We start from the raw sequence: 20,727 nt of genomic DNA, 5'->3' as shown, positions 1-20,727 counted from the left end.
CAAAATGCCATAAAACTAATGCGTAAACCAAAAACAAGACTTTCAGACTATTTATTTTTAAAAATAAGACAAAAGAACTAAACTTTTCACCCTGTTTGACGATATGAACAATAAGGCCGGCGCGATACTCCCTATAACATCCTTTTCAGTAGATTTCATTATCGTGCCGGTTTTCTCACATGCAAAATTATCCCGCCAATCTGATGGCGGGATTTTATTTTTTACATTCCTGTCCAAACGTCTTTGCCATATCGTTTTTGGTTTTGCAGCTTCTGCAGCCATTCAGCTGATTCTTCCCGGCTCGCTCCTTTTTCAGCTTCATACGCCAGACGCAGCGTATTCTCTACATCAGGAGCCATTTGCGATCCATCACCGCATACGTATATGTGTGCCCCTTTTTCAATGAGTGATATCAATTTCTGCGTATCTTGTTTGAGCAAGTGCTGGACATATCCCTTTGGTTCGTTTTCGACGCGTGAGTAGCATCGGCGGATGGTGACAATACCATCCTGTTCCGCTTGATCCAGCTCTTCTCTGTATAGATCGTCATGATCGGGGCGCCGGCAGCCGAAGTATAAAAGAGCTTCTCCAAGCGTGCTTCCTTCCTTCTTCAAAACAGATCTTGCCTGAATAAAGCCCCTGAATGGTGCAATTCCTGTACCCGGTCCAACCATAATCATAGGCGTTTCAGGGTCATCTGGCATTTGGAATCCGGATTGAGGCGTTCGGATGAAACAGGCTGCTGCATCACCTGTATTCAGCTCTGCTAAATAATTAGAAGCAACGCCCCGGTATTCACCACGCCCGCTCCAAGCTGATGCTTTAACAACGCCTACTGTCATGCTCACGATATTGGCTTGGACCTTCGGTGAGCTTGAAATGGAATAATATCTTGGTTTTAATGATGGCAAAAGTTCTAAAAACCGCTCAAACGGCATTTCGCAAGCAGGGTAATCCTCTAAAAGATCAAGCATGGTGAGACGTTTTGCCAATACCTGCTCTTTATAAATGCCATCTTCTGAAACGAGCTGTTGCAACTTTTTTTTATGCGGCGGACAGACTGTATAAGAAGCCAGCTCCCGAAGTTGAAGTCTTGAAGCCGGGTCCTGCAGCTCCACATAGGACGCCAATACATCCGCCACTTTAATCGGCCGATCCATCGGAAGATGAGCCATATGAGGGCTTCCGCTCATTTTTATGACATGATTGGCCTGCAAACTGAATCGGCTCAGGACCCGCTGAACAAGTTTCCGGCTGTTTTGCGGCAGAATTCCGATATGATCGCCTTCTTGATATGTTTTGGCATCAGAAATTTGCAATTCAATATGGCGGGTAGAACGCGGACTATCTGCTGTCTGGAGCTCCCGGTTCTCTAACACAATCCCTTCAAACGCGCCATATGCCTTAGCAAGCGGCGTTTCTGTCGCTTCACTGAGAAAAGTAATGGATAATGAAGGTCTGTCTTCTTTCTGAGATATTTCGTTTATATCAAATGCGTCCATCGTTTCCTTCCAGAAACGGTTTTCCCAAGACTCGCGATGGCTTTCAAAATCATCGGCGGCATCGCCTTCCCCAATCGCTATTAAACGCGTTGCCCCCTTTGCTTTCATCATGTCATCTATGAGTCGGGGAATTCGCTGATACGTGCTGGCCCAGCTCCGGTTTCCGCAGCCGAATACCGCATAGGAAACACCTTTCAATCGGCCCTCCTCAAGCTCCTCCAGCCACTCCACAAAGCCGGCAGCATTATCAGGCGGCGCCCCGTTATAAGAAGCCGTAACAATGACCACGGCACCTTGGTCGGGAAGCTTGCCAATATAATCGTCAAGCGGAGCGATTTCAGCTGTAAAGCCCAGCTGGCGGCCGTAAGCAGACAGTTCACCGGCTATTCCTTCCGCTGTTCCAAGATTAGAACCGTAAAGAACAAGTAAAGGTGTGCCGTGTTTAGGTTTTGTTTCTTTTGGCTTCGTTTCTGTTTTGATGTCAGCCTGTTCTTTTCTCTGTACGTTGATTGCTGCTGTTTTCCGCGGTTTCACAGTAATTTTAAATTCATCCGGCTTGATCGTTAATGCCTCTTTGATTTTCAGTTCGTATCCAGTATGGTTCATCAAATCAAAATGCTTTAATACAAGACCTAGAACCATCGTCGCTTCCTGGAGAGCAAACTGCATGCCGATACAAGCGCGCTGTCCATTTCCAAACGGCTTATACGCATGGTGAGGAATGCGCGAAGGGTCTTCAAACCGTTCCGGACGAAAATCTTCCGCATCCTCTCCCCAAGCATTTTGATCCCTGTGCAGTTTCGGAATCAAAATAGTGACAGGCTGCCCTTTACTGATCGGATATTCCCCGCCTAAAACAGTATCTTCCTTAGCGTAGAGAGAAAAGGCCGGAGCTGTTGGAAAAAGTCTGAGAGTTTCATTTAAAACCATCCGAATGTATTTCAGCTGCTGGATTTGTCTATATTCCGGCGTGTCATCCGTTAACACGCGATCTGCTTCCTCTTGCGCTTTTTCCAGTTTTTCCGGATGTGTAAGCAGACAGTAGATCGCAAAGGAAAGCAAACCGCTTGTGGTTTCATGTCCTGCAATCAAAAACGTTATGATCTGGTATCTAATGTTTTCATCATCCAGCGTTTCACCTGTTACAGGATCTTTGGCATAAAGCATAAGTGATAAAAGATCCTTAATGTTTTCATCCGGGTTCGCTTTTCGCTCCGCTATCATTCTATCGACAAGAGCGTTCATGACTTCTATATCCTTTTGGAACTGCAGCTTTGTTTTCACCATCACCTTATCTTGCAGACCCAGTCTTTTCGATTGATTCATCGCCTCTTTTAAGGCACGGAGCATACTGGTGATAAACGGATGCTGTGAATCACGGTAAAAGCTGTTGAAACGGTAGTTAAACCCGCATAACCCAATCGTATCAAGCGTCAGACGGGTCATGTCGTCCGCTACATCAATTTCTTCATTAGGATTAAGCCGGCTCCATTTTTGAATCAGCTGGGTTGCGATATCCAGCATCATAGAATGATAGCTTTTCATCGCTTTTTGACTGAAACTCGGCAGCAGAATGCGGTGGGCTTTTTGCCAATTCGGCTCATGCGTCCAGCTTGTAAATAACCCGTCTCCGCCAAACTCGCGCACCTTTAGCAAGCCTTTGCCAAGATTTTTATCAAAACGGCTTTCATCACACACTTCAGCCACAAGACTGTGGCCGGATACAAAAACACTGGATACCCCCGGAAAATCGAAACGGAAAATCGGCCCCAATTCATCTGCTATCTTCCATAATGACTGAGAAAGCTGCTCTTTTTCCAGATGCGGAAGGTTTTTTAAAGGTCCGTATGTTTTGGGCTGAGGTATTGCGCTTGCCTGTTTCATCAACATCTTCCTTTCCTATTATTTTTGTGAAGTAAATGAATGAAGCTTAATGGCGTCCCAGCAGCATTGTTCCAATTCAGTCCTTAAATCCATGTCCATCTCTATATCACCCGTTTGGACAAGCTGATATATCTTGAGAAACGCCCCTAACACAATCGCAATTAACACGTTTGAGGGCAGGCTGCGAATTACACCTTCCGCTTTTCCCTTATTAAAATAGTCATCAAGCATTTGAGTCAGATTTTCTATCATTTTTCTGCTTGTGGCATTTAAGTAATGAGCGTCTTTCTTCGTTTCAAGAAAGAAAAGCGCATAGTCGCTCTCTTTTGTAAATTGAATGAGACAGCAAAATACATGGTGAAAGCCTTCTCTGACACTCAATTCCGAAAAGTCTTGTTTCAGCTTTTCCATAAAGCGCTGAATGCTTTCTTGAAACAATACGTTGACGAGTGTTTCTTTGCTGTCAAAATAGCGGTAGATCGTTCCTGTCCCCACATGGGCTCGTTCAGCTATCATTGGGATCGTGGTAGCGTCAAATCCCCTCTCTGTAAATAGTGAAACCGACGCTTTCATAATCATGTCGTATTTACTGCTGGATGCGGATAACATGGAATGTTAGTACCTCCGATTCGTTGCGGAATGAATATTCATTCCTTTTGTTCATAATGAATATCTGACCTGTCTGATATCACCTCTTTACCCTTTCTTATGATATCAGTTTATATGAAAAAAACTTTTTTTAATATAAAGTATATGCAAAAAATAAAAAATTAAGAAAATATACCCAATCCCCAAAATAAAGGCTCTGGATATATTTCCCGAGAAATGATTTTATTTAACAGCCACAATGCAAAGACAGGAATCACGTCTGATGATAGAAAGATCCCTGAAATGCTGATCTTCCAGCAGTTGAATATACATGTTCTCTTTCTCACCGGTATTTGTATCAATATTGATGTAAAATTGGCCGTCAATTTGAAGCACACGGTAAATTTCCCTTAATGCAAGCCTAATATCAGTACAGCTCTGAACCGTATGTAAGGAAAACACTTTATTAAAGGTACGGTCATCAAAGGGAATGTTCTCGGGATAGCCATGAAAAATCTCCCCTTTCCCCATGTTCTTTCGATTTGCGTGTGATATTTGCCTTACCTTTCGCTTTGAAGGGTCAATGCTTTTTAAGCTTCCCTTTTCTAGTTTCTCGGTTATGTTCTTAAAAACAGTGGCATTTCCGATTCCAATTTCTAAAATTCTGTCATTTTCTTGTATGTCTATAGAGTCAATCATCATATGCTCAATTGTTTTGGTTTGCTTATATTTCCGAGAAAATAATTTCAAAAGATTCAATTGTTTATAGAGTCTATTTTCTAGCATTTTAAACACCTGCTTTTGGTTTCCTACGTTTATTTATTATATTCGAAAAATAAACCTCATCTTCATTTCCAAATGGGAATGAAGATATCAACTAGACGGCAATGTGTTTAAAAATGTTTCAATAGAACTGAACTTTTTCATTTTTTTCCGCAAAAAAAGCAGAAAACAAAATGTTTTCTGCCCTCTTTCAGTGCCAATGATAAGGGAATACATACAACCTTTGCTGCTGCATGGCCATCAGCCTCTGCTGGCGGAATGGATTTCCATAACCATGTTTGAAGGAATGCGGCATGGACGCATAACCATGGCCAATCGACGGCAGCCTTTTCTGATAATCGTTCATCATGCCATCACCTGCCTTACCGTAACGTTGATTTATCATATGCAGGCAGACATTTTCTTGACAGCTGTTTCGCTAAACTTGGTCCTTCTCCATCGTATAATGCATCAATAATTCCATTCTAAGCATATGTCATCTCCCCCTTCAGTTTTTCATTGCTTTTTAGCGCCAGTTTGTTAAATAAAGATGCTTTAACTGAGACTCTTTCATTTCATCATAAATCTGCTCAATCTGCTGTTCTCGTTCGAATTCTTCCGGGTTTTTAAACCGTTTGTTAATCGTTAACGTTAAAAAGAATAGGTTAATCGTCATATCGCTCACCCCCTTTCAAAGTCCGCTTCAAGCGAAATAACCCGCGGCATCATTTCTTCTGCCGCGGGCAAATAAAAACCGCAGACAAAAGAAGACACCAAACCAATGCCTCTACTGCCTGCGGGGAGTTGCGTATGTCCGTCTATTCCGAATTTAATGCGTGCGATAAGCATCGGTTAAGGAAGGACACGAACTCTTCCACAGGCTGAATGAACCATGAATTTTTTCTTGTGTATCACGTACAGGTTGACGTCGTTGTCTCATTGTCATTTTGTTCAGCCTCCTTTGCTTTTTTCTTCCTTTGTAAGTATATCCACCAAATTCCATTTTGTAAACATCTTTTTCTAAAAATGGACTGAATTTGTACGTTTCATCGAGTGGATTTGCCCTTTATTCATGATACCTGCTTCATTTCTTTTCTGGAGCGGTCTTTCTTATGATATCCAATAAAATAAATGAGACCGACAAACACGGCTCCGCCGATGACATTGCCGATAAAAGCCGGAATGATGTTTCCGATAAACTGCCCCCACGTGAACGAGCCAGCAAAAATGGCAGCGGGAATCACAAACATGTTGGCGACAACGTGCTGAAATCCGATTGCAACAAAAGCCATAATGGGGAACCAAATGCCAAGGATTTTCCCTGCTCCGTCTTGGGCGCCGAAAGAAAGCCACACCGCAAGACATACAAGCCAGTTACAGCCGATGCCGGAAATGAGAACCTTGCCGAAGCTCATATCAAGCTTTCCTTGCGCAACGGCGATCGTTTTTTCTAAATAAGGGCCTGTTTCAGTCAACCCAACCAAATGCCCGAAAAAGTAGGCAACAAACAATGCGCCGATTAGGTTCATAATCGTGACGATTCCCCAGTTAACCGCCAATTCTTTTACTGATATTTTTCTCGAAAATAAGGCCATCGCAACGGACATCATATTTCCTGTGATCAACTCAGCGCCAGCGAGCACCACAAGGATCAGACCGACAGGAAATACGGCAGCCCCGATAAGGCTGGAAAGGCTTCCCCATTCTTTCGGCAGGTCGCCGATTACCCTGATATCAAGCAAGTACCCGAGCGCGATAAATGCGCCGCCTAAAAACCCCAATACAAGCAGAGACGGCAGCGGAAGCTTTACTTTTTTCATCCCTGCTTCAATTGCTGCATCCGCTATTTCATCCGGTTTTCGAAAAGCCATACTAAAACCCTCCATTATTTCTTCTTTTCTCACAGTTATGGCAGAAAGGCAATAAAAAAAGGCAGCACTCAAATAACCTGTGTCAACCAGGCGTTTGAATGCTGCCTAACTTGTATGCATACCCATACAACAATATCAAGCAGAATTTAAGATATTGAAAGAGAATATATACAGTTCGTGCATACATTCCATTGCTTTTGCCTTCTATAACTGTAGCCACATCATATCAAATGTGACAAATTTGTGTCAATGACAAATGTGCTAGCTTTGCAGGGCTTCTTTTTGATCATCTATTTTTTGGTCAAAGACAAACACAGATACAGCGATATTTTCCTCAATTTTTATATCAGAAAACAAATGGACTAGCTTAGCCCCAATCAGCTCTTCCATTCCCTCCGGCGTTTGTTTGGAATAAAGGTCTTGAATCAGGCTTGTCCGGGCCGCATGTACCATTTCTCTTCCTTCAGGTGTGCGGGCGATAAACTGCTCGCTTGCACTCAGATTTCCGTATAGTGTTGAAACTGCCATGTTTTCTACAAATACAGTATGAATTCGTTCAGGCCCTTTGCCGAATAATTCTTTACGAAGTTTTCGAATAATATCATTGAACTCATGAATTTTTTTAGACATGCAGATTACCCCTTCCGATATTGCCTCATAAGGCTTTTCCCGGTTCCCCTCAGGACATTTCACTTGGTTAAAATTTTCCTGCTATATTGTATTATAATAAATATCACTTTATAATAAAAGCAGTGTTGATGGATTTGTAATAGGATCTTGTTATGAGTCTATCGGTTTATAAAAATCAAGGATTGGTCTGTTAGTAAGACTTGCTAGTGAACTATTCCGCCATGTGTGTTTACACCTTCTTAGAATGAAAGACAGGTGTATCTATACATGGCTTTTTTTGACTTCTTGAAAGAAAGATGGAGGGGAATATGAATATGATGGACGTTAAGTCGATCAGTGTCCGTGTAGACGGAACAGAAATTCAAGCACGAGCAGGGGCCACAATTTTAGACATTTTAAATGAAAATGGGATTGAATACCCGCAGATTTGCCACGTTCCAGAGGTTGATCCGCTTCAAACTTGTGATACTTGCATTGTAGAGGCGAACGGCAAGCTGGTTCGTTCATGCTCTACTGTCGCAGAAAATGGAATGTCAATTGATCTTTCGGGAAATCGGGTGAAAGAAGCACAAACCGAAGCGATGGACCGCCTTCTTGAAAATCATTTGCTGTATTGTACGGTTTGCGATAATAACAATGGGAACTGTACGCTGCATAATACAGCGGAAATGATGGGGATCGAGCATCAAAAATACCCATACACGCCAAAAGAAGATCCGTCTTGCGCGATTGATATGTCTCATCCTTTTTACCGCTATGATCCAAACCAATGTATTGCCTGCGGTCAGTGTGTTGAGGTGTGTCAAAACCTTCAGGTAAATGAAACACTTTCAATCGACTGGGAACGTGAACGCCCACGCGTTATTTGGGATGAGGGAGTTCCGATCAATGAGTCTTCTTGTGTCAGCTGCGGCCAGTGTGTCACAGTATGCCCATGTAATGCGCTGATGGAAAAATCAATGCTCGGGCAGGCTGGCTTTATGACAGGCATCAAAGAGGATGTCATGGAGCCGATGATTGACCTCGTGAAAAACGTTGAACCAGGGTATGGCAGCATTTTTGCCATTTCTGAAGTCGAAGCGGCAATGCGTGAAACGAGAACGAAAAAAACCAAAACCGTATGTACGTTCTGCGGTGTCGGATGTTCCTTTGAAGTATGGACAAAAGGACGGGATATTTTAAAAATCCAGCCTGTTTCTGACGCTCCGGTTAACGCGATTTCTACATGTGTCAAAGGGAAATTCGGCTGGGATTTCGTCAATTCTGAAGAGCGGATCACAAAGCCTTTAATCCGTAAAAACGGGGCTTTTGTTGAATCTTCTTGGGAAGAGGCCCTGGATCTTGTCGCAAGCAGATTAGGATCAATTAAGGAGCAGTACGGCAACGGATCTGTCGGATTTATTTCTTCTTCTAAAATCACGAATGAAGAAAACTATGCCATTCAAAAATTAGCGCGTCAGGTATTTGAGACAAACAACGTCGATAACTGCTCACGTTACTGCCAGTCTCCTGCCACAGACGGATTGTTCCGCACTGTCGGCATGGGCGGTGATGCCGGAACGATTAAAGATATTGCCAAAGCCGGTCTCGTCATCATTGTCGGCGCCAATCCGGCGGAAGGACATCCGGTGCTTGCAACACGTGTCAAACGGGCGCACAAGCTTCATGGACAAAAACTGATTGTTGCCGACCTGCGTAAAAATGAGATGGCTGAACGGTCTGATCTGTTCATCAGCCCAAAACAAGGCACAGACCAAGTTTGGCTGATGGCCGTTACGAAATATATGATTGACCAAGGCTGGCACGATCAGGCATTTATTGATGAGAACGTGAATTACTTTGAAGATTATAAAGAAACGCTAAAAACCTATACGCTTGATTATGCGGAACGCGTCACAGGCCTTTCAAAAGAAAACATGATTGAAATGGCGGAAATGATTCGTGACGCTGATGGCACTTGTGTCCTTTGGGGAATGGGTGTCACACAAAATACAGGCGGTTCTGATACATCAGCAGCGATTTCAAACCTGCTTCTCGCTACGGGCAACTATCGCCGTCCTGGTGCCGGCGCGTATCCTCTGCGCGGACACAATAACGTACAAGGCGCTTGCGATATGGGAACACTGCCTGGCTGGCTGCCGGGATATCAGCATATTACAGATGACAATGCCCGCGCTAAATTTGAAGAGGCGTATGGTGTCGAAATTGACGGCAAGCCGGGTTTAGATAATATTCAAATGCTTCATTCCATTGAAGAAGGAAAGATGAAGGCTATGTATCTTGTCGGCGAGGATATGGCACTTGTCGATTCAAACGCGAACCACGTACATGATATTTTATCAAGCCTTGATTTCTTCGTGGTTCAGGATATCTTCCTGTCAAGAACAGCTCAATATGCCGATGTCGTCTTGCCGGCCACTCCTTCACTTGAGAAAGACGGCACATTTACCAATACAGAACGACGCGTTCAGCGTTTATATCAGGCGCTTCCGACGTTTGGTGACGCGAAACCGGACTGGTGGATTATTCAAGAGGTGGCAAACCGCTTAGGAGCCGGCTGGAATTACAGCCATCCTAGTGACATTTTCTCAGAAATGGCGAGCCTTTCCCCTCTGTTTGGCAAAGCAAGCTATGAGGTTCTTGAAGGCTGGAACAGTTTCCTATGGGGCAGCTTCTCAGGTGAAAGCACACCGCTTCTGTATGAAGACGGATTTAATTTCCCTGACAAAAAAGCCCGCTTTGCCCTTTCTGATTGGACTGAGCCTGCCGCTTTTCCGGAAGAATATGATCTTCACATTAATAACGGACGTATGCTTGAACATTTCCACGAAGGAAATATGACGAATAAATCGAAAGGCATCCAAGCAAAAGTGCCGAATGTATTCGTTGAAATTTCGCCTGAGCTTGCACAAGAGAGAGGTGTTTGTGACGGTTCGCTTGTACGGCTCGTTTCTCCGTTCGGAGCAGTCAAATTAAACGCGCTGATTACAGACCGCGTACGGAAAAATGAACTTTATCTGCCAATGAACTCAACAGACAAGGAGTCAGCGATTAACTTCCTGACAGGGCCTGCGGCTGATAAACGCACGAACACGCCTGCTTATAAACAGACGAAGGTACGCATGGAAGTGCTGGGAGGCTGCGAAAGCACACCGCTTCCTAAAACAAATCCGCGTAACAAGAAACGGAACCCGCAAAACGGCGTCGAGGCAGAAAGAAAATGGAATCGTCCGGGCTATGTTCATCTAACTGATTAAACGAAAGGGGGAAACAAAATGGCTACTCCGATTACAACGATCAAAAAAGAAACAAAAACACCGGAGCAAATCAAGCTTGAAAAAATTGAGGAGCTGAAAGGGCTGCTGGCGGAAAATGAAGATGCTGTCTCGAAAACGATGACGTTAATGAGTGAACTGAATGAACTTGGAATCTTTGATGCGGCAGCAAGTATGCTGAGGGCGAAGGAAGACATCGCCAAGATTGCGCTTGGCCAAGTCTCGCGTGAGCCTGTCACCAACCTCATCAACACGATGATGGCCGCTGGAGGCGCATTGACAAAAGCAGATCCTGAGTTTACAGGAAAACTTTTAGAAAGCGTAATGGCTGGAACTGAACAGGCGCAAAGCTTTTTAAAAGAAGACAAGAAAGTCGGGATTTTCGACCTTTTAAAAGCAATGAATGATCCTGATATCAACAGAGCCGTCGGCTTCGGCCTTCAGTTTTTAAAAGGCATGGGAAAAGAACTGCAAGAAAAATAACAAAAAACAGCCATCGCTGATTGATGGCTGTTTTTTTATTCGTCGGCTTCTTCCAAACGCTTCTTGTAAATTAATGAACGATCTACGCAAAAGAAGGCACCGGCTAAAAATACGCAATCCGCTAAAAGCATCATCGATTTTTGGCCTAAGGTTAAGCCTTGATCGGGGAGAACTGCGCCTATATATAAAAAAGTGCTGACTGCAAGCAACGTAAAAGCAAAATGCTTGTAATCTTCTTTTAAAGATTTCATTCTATTTTTATTCAAATGAATCACCTGCCAGATTCGTAGTATACGACTATTATAATATAATCTGGCGGCTTACAGAGAAAGTAATTGTATCCATTTGTTATATATTTTTAAGCGCTTGCTCAATATCTTCCAGCAAATCTTCTGCATCTTCAATTCCTACAGAAATTCTGATTAAGCCATCCGTAATACCGAGTTCAAGCCGGCGTTCTCTCGGAATAGAGGCATGTGTCATTCTTGCCGGAACAGAAATTAAGCTTTCTACCGCGCCGAGGCTTTCAGCAATGGTAAACAATTTCAGATTTCCTAAAAATGCATCAACCTTCTCTTCACTGCCGATATCAAAAGAGATCATGCCGCCGAAGCCAGACCCTTGCGTTTTTGCAAGCTCATGTCCGGGATGATTTGAAGAACCAGGATAATATAACGTTTGGACAGCAGGGTGATTCTCAAGAAAACTCGCGATTTTCCGCGCATTTTGATCGATCGCTTCCATTCTGAGACCCAATGTTTTGATTCCTCTCATTAACAGCCAGGAATCTTGAGGGCCAAGAACGCCGCCTGTGGAGTTTTGCACAAAATGCAGCTCTTCCCCAAGCTCTTTCGATGCGGTCACAACTAAACCGCCGACGACGTCACTGTGTCCGCCAAGATATTTTGTCGCACTGTGAAGCACGATATCAGCCCCTAAAGTAAGCGGCTGCTGAAAATAAGGGGTGTTAAAGGTATTGTCTACGATAAGAAGTACACCGGCTTTTTTTGCGATATCAGCCATGAGCGACAAGTCGGTGATTTTGAGCAGCGGGTTTGTCGGTGTCTCAATATAAATGGCTTTTGTGTTAGGACGAATCGCTTTTTCAACTTCTTCTCCGCTGCTTGTATCGACAAATGTTGATTCAATGCCAAGACGATTGAGCACCTTTGTCATCACGCGGTATGTTCCGCCGTACACATCATCAGTTAAAACAACATGATCTCCGCTGTTAAACAGCATCATAACCGCTGTAATGGCAGCCATTCCTGAACTGAACGCATAGCCTGCTTCCCCACCTTCCAGCTCTGTCACAAGCGCTTCGAGAGCGGCCCTTGTCGGATTGGCCGTTCTTGAATACTCATAGCCGGTATGCTGCCCTGCTTTTGGCTGCTTGTACGTACTCACTTGATAAATAGGCACGGACACTGCGCCTGTTTTCTCATCACCTGTGATTCCGCCGTGTATCATCAAAGTTTTTTTCTTCATATCAGATGCCTCCTTCGTAAATTTGTTTGCTGATATATCGATCACTGCTGTCAGGGAATACCGTGACAATGTTTGTTCCTGCGGATGCTTTTTTCGCTTCCTCCAATGCTGCATAAAGCGCTGCACCTGAAGAGCTACCGATCAGCAGTCCTTCTTTTTCCGCCGCTTCTTTTACAAGTCTAAACGCATTCTCATCTGTTACGGTGTAGATCTCATCAAAATGGCTTTTATTCATATAATCGGGGATAAACTCCATGCCGATGCCTTCTGTTTTATGAGCGTGAGGCTCTCCTCCGTTTAAAATGGAGCCCTCCGGTTCGACAATCACTGTTTTAACTGCTGGGTTTTTTTCTTTTAAGAAGAAAGCTGTTCCTGCGAATGTGCCTCCTGATCCTGCCCCTGCGACAAACGTATGAATATTGCCGTCAAGCGCTTCCCAAATTTCAGGCCCAAGCGTTTTATAGTAAGTCGATGGATTTACTTGGTTTTTAAATTGCAAAACGCAATAAGAATTTTCAATTTCAGTCTCCAGCTGAATGGCTTTTTGAATGGCTCCCTGCATTCCGTCTTGACGCGGTGTATGGATGATCGATGCGCCAAGCGCTTGCATAATTTGCTGTTTCTCTGTGCTGAAATGTTCAGGGACACAGAAAATTGCTTGTAATCCATATTTTCTGGCACTCAGCGCAAGGCCGACTCCTGTATTTCCTGCCGTAGCTTCTATAATCACTCCGCCGGGCTTTACTTTGCCCGAATCCAAAGCGTCACGGATCAGCATATCTCCCAGTCTGTCTTTGATGCTTCCGCCGGGATTCATCATTTCAAGCTTGGCATACACTGCGACCCCGTCTGGAACATCAAAGTTCTTCAGGCGGAGAAGCGGTGTATTCCCAATCAGCTCGGTAATGTCCGTAATAACAGTCATATATGTCCTCCTCCTTGATAGAGGTTGTTTTTAGGGAAAACGGAGGAGAACTCTCCCCCGTTTAATGAATTCGTTTGATCACTTTTAACACAAGCTCTGTGGAATTGACAGCGGCCTGCTCTAAAAATTGGTCAAATGATACATGTGATTCTTTTCCAGCGATATCAGATAAAGCTCTGATGACGACAAACGGCGTTTTAAATTGATGACACACCTGAGCCACTGCCGCAGCCTCCATTTCAACCGCATACAGCTCAGAAAATCTCGCACGCACTTCTTCAACCCGCTTCGGATCGTTCATAAAAGAATCACCTGTTGCGATCGTTCCTTTTGCAACCTGAATGCCGTCAAGTTCAGAAATCGCTTCTTCAGTGATGCTGATCAGCTTTTCGTCTGCTGCATAAGCAGCCGGAAGACCCGGAACCTGGCCGTATTCATAGTCAAAGGCCGTTACATCTACATCATGATGGCGAACGTCAGTTGAAATGACGACATCTCCTACATTCAGTGTATGATGAAATCCGCCCGCTGAGCCTGTGTTAATCACATAATTGGGCTTATATCGGTCAAGCAAAAGCGTTGTGCTGATGGCAGCATTTACTTTTCCAATTCCAGATTTTAAAAGAATCACTTCGGTTCCTTCATATTCACCTGTTGTAAATTCACAGTGTGCGATTGTTTCTGTTTTTGCATTTTCAAGTTTGCTTCTTAGGATGGTAACTTCCTCTTCCATTGCTCCGATGACTGCTAGTTTCATCTATTCACATTCCCTTCACTTTACCGTTTGATCGCCTCCATTATCCACACGAAGTCGTTTTGCTGAGTGAATTGGACTGCAAAACCTTCAGCTGTAAACATCTCTTTCAGCGCATCCAATGTGGGATAATGCTCTGTCTCTAAATCATTTGCAAGCTGATAGAAGCCTTGAGAACGGGCTTTATCGATAGCCTGTTGATACGCTTGCGCATCTTTAAAGACGGTATCGGCAAACACTATTTTATCATGCAAGTGAAGGTATTTGCCATATTGCTTTATTGCAGCCCGCTTTTCTTCATCGGTCAAATGATGAAAAGCATATGAACTGACAATTGTGTCAGCATGAAATGGCGGCTCGGGAAATGTCAGGAAGTCTCCGTCAACGAATTCCGCCCTGCCTGAAAGCTTGTCAGCAGCCAATTTTCGCATGGCGGGAGACGGTTCGATTCCAAATACAGATTTGCCCGCATCCAGCAGCTTGGCTGTCAAATTCCCTGTCCCCGGGCCAAATTCTAACACATGTGTTCCAGACCTGCTGACGATGGCATCAAGGATATCATCGTAGCCTCTGAATGCTTCTTTATACTGAATATCAAAACCTTGTACTGTTTGATCATAAGTTGCTGCCCAATCTTCAAAAAGAGGGATAAATTCACGTCCCATATTTGTCACACTCCATATTTTATAATTCCTATAAGCATACTATGAATTAATGATGGAACAGTTCCTATCATACCACATCTTCTGAAAAGGAGGTACTAAAACACTTTGTGTATTTTATGCCAACGATATTGCGCGTTTACGGCAAAAAAGCTTATACTTCATATGACTTGTGAAAGTAGGAGGGCCGAGAGATGAATTTTCAATTAGATTTGATAAAAGACAAAGTGGAATTTTTCGAAGCGGCTTCATTGCAGGAGCTTGAAAAGAAAATCAATACACAAATTGAAAACAATAAAGCCATCATGCTCCGGGTGAAGTCTGTTTCACACCAGACCGCTGTGGCAGACGGTAGAATATTGTACAGCGCGGTTGTTCATTTCGCAGCTGAAGCCTAAAACAAACGCAGCCGGCTCTAAACCGGCTGTTCACCGTGTCGACAAACCCTCGCATTCGTTGTCAGGCCTGCGCGTCGATGCTCACTTGAGAAAAGATCAGCGGCTAAAAGCTGAGCGTCCTGCTCAAACGCCGCTGTCACCGCATCCTGCGGAAGTCTGCTTCGATGCTCGTCCTTCCTAGACTTCAAGGGTTTTCAATCACGCTGAAAAAATGACAAAAAGCTAAAATGAACACCATTTTAGCTTTTTGTCAACAATCTGAGCAGCCGGCTCTAGACCGGCTGCTTTGTTTATTTTAGTTTTTCTACTTTTGTCGGCTTCCAGCCTTTGTCATCAACCCATGTAATCGTGACTTGATATTTATCTCCGGTCGTCTTGTCTAAAACCTTGCCTTTGGCATCCTGAGGGCTGCCGTTATTCCCGAGCCAGAGCACCGTCATGTTATCTTTTGAAACACCGGTTGCATATGAAATAGCTTTCAGCATCTCAGCCCAGTCTTGTGAGCTTGAGTCATAAGTGGCGGCATGTTCGCCCGTCTGCTCAGTTCCGACTGCTTTCCAATCAGAATTTACATACGTTTTTTCTACATCGCTTGATGAGCCGCCTTCTGTTACTTTTGCGTCTTTAAGCGGGTCACCTGAATCTGAGCTTGAGTCTGAATCGGAATCAGAGTCATCACCTTTAGAAGAATCATCTTTTTTCGAATCTGAGTCTGAATCAGAAGACTTCTCAGCATCCTTTTCGCTGTCAGATGTATCTTTCTTGCTGTCTTTTATATCCTCATCCGATTTCTTTTCCGTCTTTCCTGAAGCCGGAGATTCTTGTTTTTGCGCCGTTTCAGAATCCTTGCTGACATCTTTGCTAGAAGGACTGTTAATGAAGAGATTAGCTGCTACCACGACGATTAGTATGGATACGATTGCAATTAAAATGTTAAGCACTAAATTAGTTTTCCTGCGCTTATCACGGTTTTCATAACGAGATTGATTATTGCTCAATAATTCTGCACTCCTTTATCCCTCTTGGCTCAGCATATATTTTACCATGTGCTGAGAAGTTGTTCTATTTCTGATTGATTTCAATTTCGTGTACTTTTTTAACAATATCATAAAACACGGAATTTGTCAGAGCCTTATCCCCCGGCGTATCCATGTGTAAAACGACAAGAGCGTATTTCGGCTTATCCGCCGGAAAATATCCGGCAAACCATTTTTCATAGAGTGCTTTTTGCTCTTTTGAAAGCTTGCCTGTCTGGGCTGTGCCTGACTTCCCTGCTACAGTATACGGAAGATCCTGAAACCTTCTGCCCGTTCCGGAAGGAGATTCCACCACCCGCCGCAGCATTTTTTGAAGCTGTTGTGCCGTATATTTGTCTATCGTTTCTCCGCTGAGCTTCTGATCTTTAAACTTGGCGAGCGTTGTGCCGTTTTTATATTCAATTTGTTCAGCGATTTTCACCTGCCGCTTTTCTCCGCCGCGGGCGATGGCCGCCATCATATTGGCTACCTCGAGTGGCGTTACCTTCACATTTTTCTGCCCGATCGCTGTTTGCGCAATGGCTTTTTTGACTGATTTGTCTTTTTCATCCCCCCAAACCACGCCGCTTTTTTCATTATACAACTGACGGAAATTTGATTCGTGATACAGTTTTCCTTCCCAGCCTGCGCGATCTGTGAGAGCCAGCTTTTCTGCCATATCTTCAATAACCGAGCTGTCTTTTTTCATTAATTGTTCTGCAAGACTCGTAAATGTGTAATTGCAGCTCTGGGCAAAACTTTCATCAAAAGACAAGGTTCCTTTGTCGTCGCCCGGTTCCCCATACAGGTTTAAATTGCAATTAAAGGTTTGACTCGGCTTCACCGTATCATTTTCGATTGCAGCTGCGGCAATGACTGTTTTAAAAACAGAACCGGGATAGATTGGCGTCAGCATGTAATTTTGAAGCGTGTTTTGCCGGGACACATCCGCATTCGGTTTGCTTACAATTCCCAGAACACTGCTATTTTCGATGTCCAGCAGCACAGCTCCTCCTTTTTTCAGCCCCTGTTCATCCAATACCTCCTCCATCGCTTTTTGAATGCTTTGATCGATCGTTGTTTTGACCTGAAGCGGATAAAACGTATTGGCTTCAGCAGTATATTTGACGTCCATGCCAAACAAAGGATTTCCTCTTCCGTCCACATGATATAAAAGTTTTGTATCTTGTTCTGGAAGCAAAAACTCATCAAATGTCCGTTCTAAACCGGTTGTTCCGATTTTCGTTGTAATCGGGAGGTTCTTCTGGTCCGGATATTTCTTCCGGAGAAGCGCCGGATCTTGATTTGTGTTTCCTATCGTATGTGAAGCAAGGCTTGGCTTGTCTTCATTCTCCATATATACGCCGTAAATGCCGGGATATTTCAAAGAATTGATTTTTGTAATGGATTGTTTCGAAAGTGTTTTGATTTTCCTTTGATGCAAAATGACCGGTTTTTTCGCTTTTGTGAGTGTCTGGTGCAATTCATCTTCAGACATGCCGATGATGTCCGCAACTTTTTTGATCGGCCAATCCTGCGTCAGCAGAAAAGGGAACAAAACAACTGCAGGCTCGCTTTTGCCGGTCAGCGCCTGCCCGTTTCGATCTAAAAAGGAACCTCTTCCGTCAGAAATGAGCACTTCCTCCGTCCGCTGTTTCACACTTTCCTGGATCAAATTGATTTTCTTTTTAGAAAATGATTCGGTGAAAAACAGCTGGATTTCCGCCAGCCGCAGCAACAGCAAAAAAAATACGATCAAAAAAGCGATGACTGCCAGCTTCATTCGTTTCGATATCTTCATAAAAAAACACCTCACCCACATTGTGGACGAGGTGTTTATCCGCTAAACGGATATTATGAAATTTTCACAATTTTCACGAGCATTTCTCCGCCCGGTGTTTGAACTGTGACTTCATCATCGACTTTTTTGCCCAGCAGGCTTTTTGCGATCGGTGAGTCGTTTGAGATTTTCCCTTCAAACGGATCAGCTTCAGCGCTTCCAACGATTGTATATGATTCTTCTTCACCGTCAGGCAATTCGACGAAAGTGACCGTTTTACCCAAACCGACATCGTTAGAGCCGCCGTCATCTTCAATGATTTTCGCGTTGCGGATCATATTTTCCAGAGTCGTTACACGGCCCTCTACGAATGCCTGCTCTTCTTTTGCTGAATCGTATTCAGAGTTCTCGGAAAGGTCTCCGAAACTTCTCGCAATTTTGATGCGCTCTACTACTTCTTTTCGTTTAACCGTTTTCAAATATTCCAATTCTTGTTCAAGTTTTTGTTTTCCTTCTTCAGTCATAGGAAAAACTTTCTCTTGTGCCATGTCCCTTCACTCCTTCTGGTTGTCCCTCAACATCTTCGATTATGTATGAGAGCATAAACTAAAAAATACAAGAATGAGAACACAGGGCAGTCCTCGTTCTTCTCTCCCATATAGGTACTGTTTATCTTAAACTGAATCTTGTCGTTCTGCAAATATTTCGCGTTTATAAACAGGGAAAGAAGGGAATTCGCACATCCCCTTCCTGCCTATACATAATATGGTCAGAGTTATTTATGTCTATGCTATGGTATTACAAAATCGCGTTTTGTTCAAGGATGGTCTGTATTTTCGTGACCATCAGATCAATTGCGACGTGATTCTGTCCGCCTTCCGGGATAATAATATCAGCGTATCGTTTTGTCGGTTCAACGAATTGGTTATGCATCGGGCGGACAACTGACACATATTGTTCAATGACAGAATCAATAGAGCGGCCGCGCTCATTAATATCTCTCATAATCCGTCTGATGATACGCAAGTCAGCATCTGTATCCACGTAAAGCTTGATATCCATCAGATCACGGAGTCTTTTGTCTTCAAGAACAAGAATGCCTTCAAGGATAATAACATCCTTTGGCTCTACGTGAACCGTTTCTTCTGAACGTGTGTGAAGCTTATAGTCGTAAATCGGCTTTTCAATCGGGCGGTAATTCAATAGATCTTGAATATGCTCGATTAAATAGTCATTATCAAACGCAAGCGGATGATCATAGTTTGTGTTCAGCCTTTCTTCAAATGGAAGATGGCTTTGGTCTTTATAATAAAGGTCTTGCTGGATCATTAAAATCGAGTGCCCTTTAAATTGTTCATAAATGGACCGTGTGACACTCGTTTTTCCTGAACCGGAACCTCCTGCGATTCCAATGACTACTGGATTCTTACCCATGGGTTGTTACTTCCCCTTTCTCATCATGTTGCTCGGATAAATCTTTTTGTCTAGTTTGAATTTGACAATTTGCAGGGGATGGCGGGCAGCATCTAGCTCATTTCCGTCTTCGTCCCAAATGGCTTCAATCGTATGTGTAAAGTTTTCAATTTCCGGACCGAAAAATTCCACTTCGTCGCCTTTTTTGAAGAAATTACGCTGCTGAAGCGTGACCATTTGTGTGTCTTCGTCATAATTCAGTACCAAGCCGACAAAATCAAACGTCGTTTTTTTGGCGTGCTCGCCGAACATTTGCTCTTCATAGCCTGGCGTTCCTTCAAAGAAAGCTGTCGCAGTGTCCCGGTTGGCGCACTTATCAAGCTCTTCCAGCCATTCTTTTTGAATCACAAAGTGATCCGGATCAGCGCAATAAGCGTCAATGACTTTGCGGTATACGCTGACAACTGTCGCTACATAGTGAATTGACTTCATGCGTCCTTCAATCTTTAAGCTGTCGATGCCCATTTCGATCATTTTCGGAATGGATTCAATCAGTTTCAAATCTTTAGGGCTCATTGCAAATGGCGCATCTTCTCCACCATACAAAGCGACGGCGTTGGCACCGTCTGTTTGATACAGATCATAATCCCAGCGGCATGACTGGCAGCAGCCTCCGCGGTTGGAATCCCGCGCTGTCATGTGATTGCTCAACACGCAGCGGCCGGAATATGCGATACACATCGCGCCGTGAATAAAGGATTCGATTTCGATATCTACCTTTTCTTTCATTTCTCTGATTTCGAGAGCGCTTGTTTCACGTGCAAGCACAACGCGGTCAAGGCCTTCTTCCTTCCAGAACTGGACAGCCTTCCAGTTTGAAAGAGACTGCTGCGTGCTCAAGTGAACCTCAACATTCGGCGCCACTCTGCGGCATGTTTCGATAATAAGCGGATCTGCCACAATGATGCCGGCGACGTTGGCGTCTCCAAGCGCTTTTAAATATTCCTCTAGCCCGTCCATGTTTTCATTATGGGCGAAAATATTCGTCGTCACGTAAATCTTTGCGCCATATTGTTTCGCGAATTCTACGCCTTCTGCAATTTCTTCGATCGTAAAGTTATCGGCATTCGAGCGCAGACCGTATTCCTGTCCTCCGATAAAGACCGCGTCCGCTCCGTAATGAACAGCAATTTTCAGCTTTTCAAGATTACCCGCGGGTGCGAGAAGCTCGGGCTTTTTCGTAATCACACGCTTACCATTGACAATTTTGGATATCTTATCATTTACGGCAGTCAT

Annotated in this window: 21 protein-coding genes; 3 read left to right on the top strand and 18 right to left on the bottom strand. The window is 43.8% G+C overall.

Going from position 1 to position 20,727, the window contains the following annotated elements; translation table 11 throughout:
* Window positions 1–221: 221 nt before the first annotated feature.
* From cypB to JMN17_RS01550, 7 genes are all read right to left on the bottom strand, one after another.
* Window positions 222–3,386, bottom strand: coding sequence for a bifunctional cytochrome P450/NADPH--P450 reductase CypB (gene cypB / locus JMN17_RS01580; RefSeq protein ID WP_202327100.1), 3,165 nt, complete (start codon window positions 3,384–3,386; stop codon window positions 222–224).
* Window positions 3,387–3,404: 18 nt separating this feature from the next.
* A complete protein-coding gene (fatR, locus tag JMN17_RS01575) occupies window positions 3,405–3,995 on the bottom strand; it encodes a transcriptional regulator FatR (protein ID WP_087992246.1) in 591 nt (196 codons plus the stop codon).
* A 222-nt stretch (window positions 3,996–4,217) separates the two neighbouring features.
* A complete protein-coding gene (locus JMN17_RS01570; RefSeq protein WP_301272139.1) occupies window positions 4,218–4,769 on the bottom strand; it encodes a class I SAM-dependent methyltransferase in 552 nt (183 codons plus the stop codon).
* A gap of 178 nt (window positions 4,770–4,947) precedes the next feature.
* A complete protein-coding gene (locus JMN17_RS01565) occupies window positions 4,948–5,106 on the bottom strand; it encodes a hypothetical protein (RefSeq protein ID WP_003229817.1) in 159 nt (52 codons plus the stop codon).
* Window positions 5,107–5,262: 156 nt separating this feature from the next.
* Window positions 5,263–5,412, bottom strand: a complete 150-nt coding sequence (locus JMN17_RS01560) for a YrzI family small protein (protein WP_087992248.1) — start codon at window positions 5,410–5,412, stop codon at window positions 5,263–5,265.
* Window positions 5,413–5,806: 394 nt separating this feature from the next.
* Window positions 5,807–6,607, bottom strand: a complete 801-nt coding sequence (locus JMN17_RS01555) for a formate/nitrite transporter family protein (protein WP_087992460.1) — start codon at window positions 6,605–6,607, stop codon at window positions 5,807–5,809.
* A 261-nt stretch (window positions 6,608–6,868) separates the two neighbouring features.
* Window positions 6,869–7,237, bottom strand: a complete 369-nt coding sequence (locus JMN17_RS01550; RefSeq protein ID WP_024714924.1) for a DUF2294 domain-containing protein — start codon at window positions 7,235–7,237, stop codon at window positions 6,869–6,871.
* 314 nt (window positions 7,238–7,551) lie between these two features.
* Here JMN17_RS01550 and fdhF point away from each other — a divergent pair, with 314 nt between their 5' ends.
* Both fdhF and JMN17_RS01540 read left to right on the top strand, forming a co-directional pair.
* A complete protein-coding gene (gene fdhF / locus JMN17_RS01545; RefSeq protein WP_202327091.1) occupies window positions 7,552–10,494 on the top strand; it encodes a formate dehydrogenase subunit alpha in 2,943 nt (980 codons plus the stop codon).
* An 18-nt stretch (window positions 10,495–10,512) separates the two neighbouring features.
* Window positions 10,513–10,995, top strand: a complete 483-nt coding sequence (locus JMN17_RS01540; RefSeq protein ID WP_202327089.1) for a DUF1641 domain-containing protein — start codon at window positions 10,513–10,515, stop codon at window positions 10,993–10,995.
* A gap of 35 nt (window positions 10,996–11,030) precedes the next feature.
* Here JMN17_RS01540 and JMN17_RS01535 read toward each other — a convergent pair whose 3' ends face one another.
* The 5 genes from JMN17_RS01535 to JMN17_RS01515 all read right to left on the bottom strand — a co-directional run bounded on the left by JMN17_RS01535 (window position 11,031) and on the right by JMN17_RS01515 (window position 14,827).
* A complete protein-coding gene (locus JMN17_RS01535; protein ID WP_087992250.1) occupies window positions 11,031–11,261 on the bottom strand; it encodes a YrhC family protein in 231 nt (76 codons plus the stop codon).
* An 82-nt stretch (window positions 11,262–11,343) separates the two neighbouring features.
* A complete protein-coding gene (locus JMN17_RS01530) occupies window positions 11,344–12,483 on the bottom strand; it encodes a bifunctional cystathionine gamma-lyase/homocysteine desulfhydrase (RefSeq protein ID WP_202327088.1) in 1,140 nt (379 codons plus the stop codon).
* Between the two features lies 1 nt (window position 12,484).
* Entirely contained in the window at window positions 12,485–13,408 is a 924-nt protein-coding gene (locus JMN17_RS01525) for an O-acetylserine dependent cystathionine beta-synthase (protein ID WP_202327086.1), read from the bottom strand.
* A 61-nt stretch (window positions 13,409–13,469) separates the two neighbouring features.
* Window positions 13,470–14,165 (bottom strand): 5'-methylthioadenosine/S-adenosylhomocysteine nucleosidase, encoded by a 696-nt coding sequence (mtnN, locus tag JMN17_RS01520; RefSeq protein WP_087992253.1) that lies wholly within the window; start codon window positions 14,163–14,165, stop codon window positions 13,470–13,472.
* Between the two features lie 20 nt (window positions 14,166–14,185).
* A complete protein-coding gene (locus tag JMN17_RS01515; RefSeq protein WP_119996184.1) occupies window positions 14,186–14,827 on the bottom strand; it encodes a class I SAM-dependent DNA methyltransferase in 642 nt (213 codons plus the stop codon).
* Between the two features lie 191 nt (window positions 14,828–15,018).
* Between JMN17_RS01515 and JMN17_RS01510 the strand changes: the two genes are divergently transcribed.
* Window positions 15,019–15,222, top strand: coding sequence for a YrzA family protein (locus JMN17_RS01510; RefSeq protein WP_003225924.1), 204 nt, complete (start codon window positions 15,019–15,021; stop codon window positions 15,220–15,222).
* Window positions 15,223–15,239: 17 nt separating this feature from the next.
* On the opposite strand, the gene JMN17_RS01505 is transcribed toward JMN17_RS01510, so the two are convergent.
* The 6 genes from JMN17_RS01505 to JMN17_RS01480 all read right to left on the bottom strand — a co-directional run bounded on the left by JMN17_RS01505 (window position 15,240) and on the right by JMN17_RS01480 (window position 20,727).
* Window positions 15,240–15,410: a hypothetical protein gene (locus tag JMN17_RS01505; RefSeq protein WP_202327085.1), complete on the bottom strand. Its 171-nt coding sequence runs from the start codon at window positions 15,408–15,410 to the stop codon at window positions 15,240–15,242.
* Between the two features lie 102 nt (window positions 15,411–15,512).
* Window positions 15,513–16,220, bottom strand: coding sequence for a YrrS family protein (locus JMN17_RS01500; protein ID WP_087992254.1), 708 nt, complete (start codon window positions 16,218–16,220; stop codon window positions 15,513–15,515).
* A gap of 64 nt (window positions 16,221–16,284) precedes the next feature.
* On the bottom strand, window positions 16,285–18,039 hold the full coding sequence (locus tag JMN17_RS01495) for a peptidoglycan D,D-transpeptidase FtsI family protein (RefSeq protein ID WP_202327083.1): 1,755 nt from the start codon (window positions 18,037–18,039) through the stop codon (window positions 16,285–16,287).
* Between the two features lie 53 nt (window positions 18,040–18,092).
* Window positions 18,093–18,566 (bottom strand): transcription elongation factor GreA, encoded by a 474-nt coding sequence (gene greA / locus JMN17_RS01490; protein WP_087992256.1) that lies wholly within the window; start codon window positions 18,564–18,566, stop codon window positions 18,093–18,095.
* 250 nt (window positions 18,567–18,816) lie between these two features.
* Entirely contained in the window at window positions 18,817–19,452 is a 636-nt protein-coding gene (udk, locus tag JMN17_RS01485) for a uridine kinase (RefSeq protein ID WP_003225916.1), read from the bottom strand.
* 6 nt (window positions 19,453–19,458) lie between these two features.
* Complete coding sequence (locus JMN17_RS01480; RefSeq protein WP_087992257.1) at window positions 19,459–20,727, bottom strand: peptidase U32 family protein; 1,269 nt, start codon at window positions 20,725–20,727, stop codon at window positions 19,459–19,461.

Source organism: Bacillus sp. RHFS10 (assembly GCF_016757475.1).
GTDB classification, from domain to species: domain Bacteria; phylum Bacillota; class Bacilli; order Bacillales; family Bacillaceae; genus Bacillus; species Bacillus subtilis_G.
Note: the sequence above shows the minus strand (reverse complement) of the source record. Positions and strands in the feature narration are given on the sequence as shown.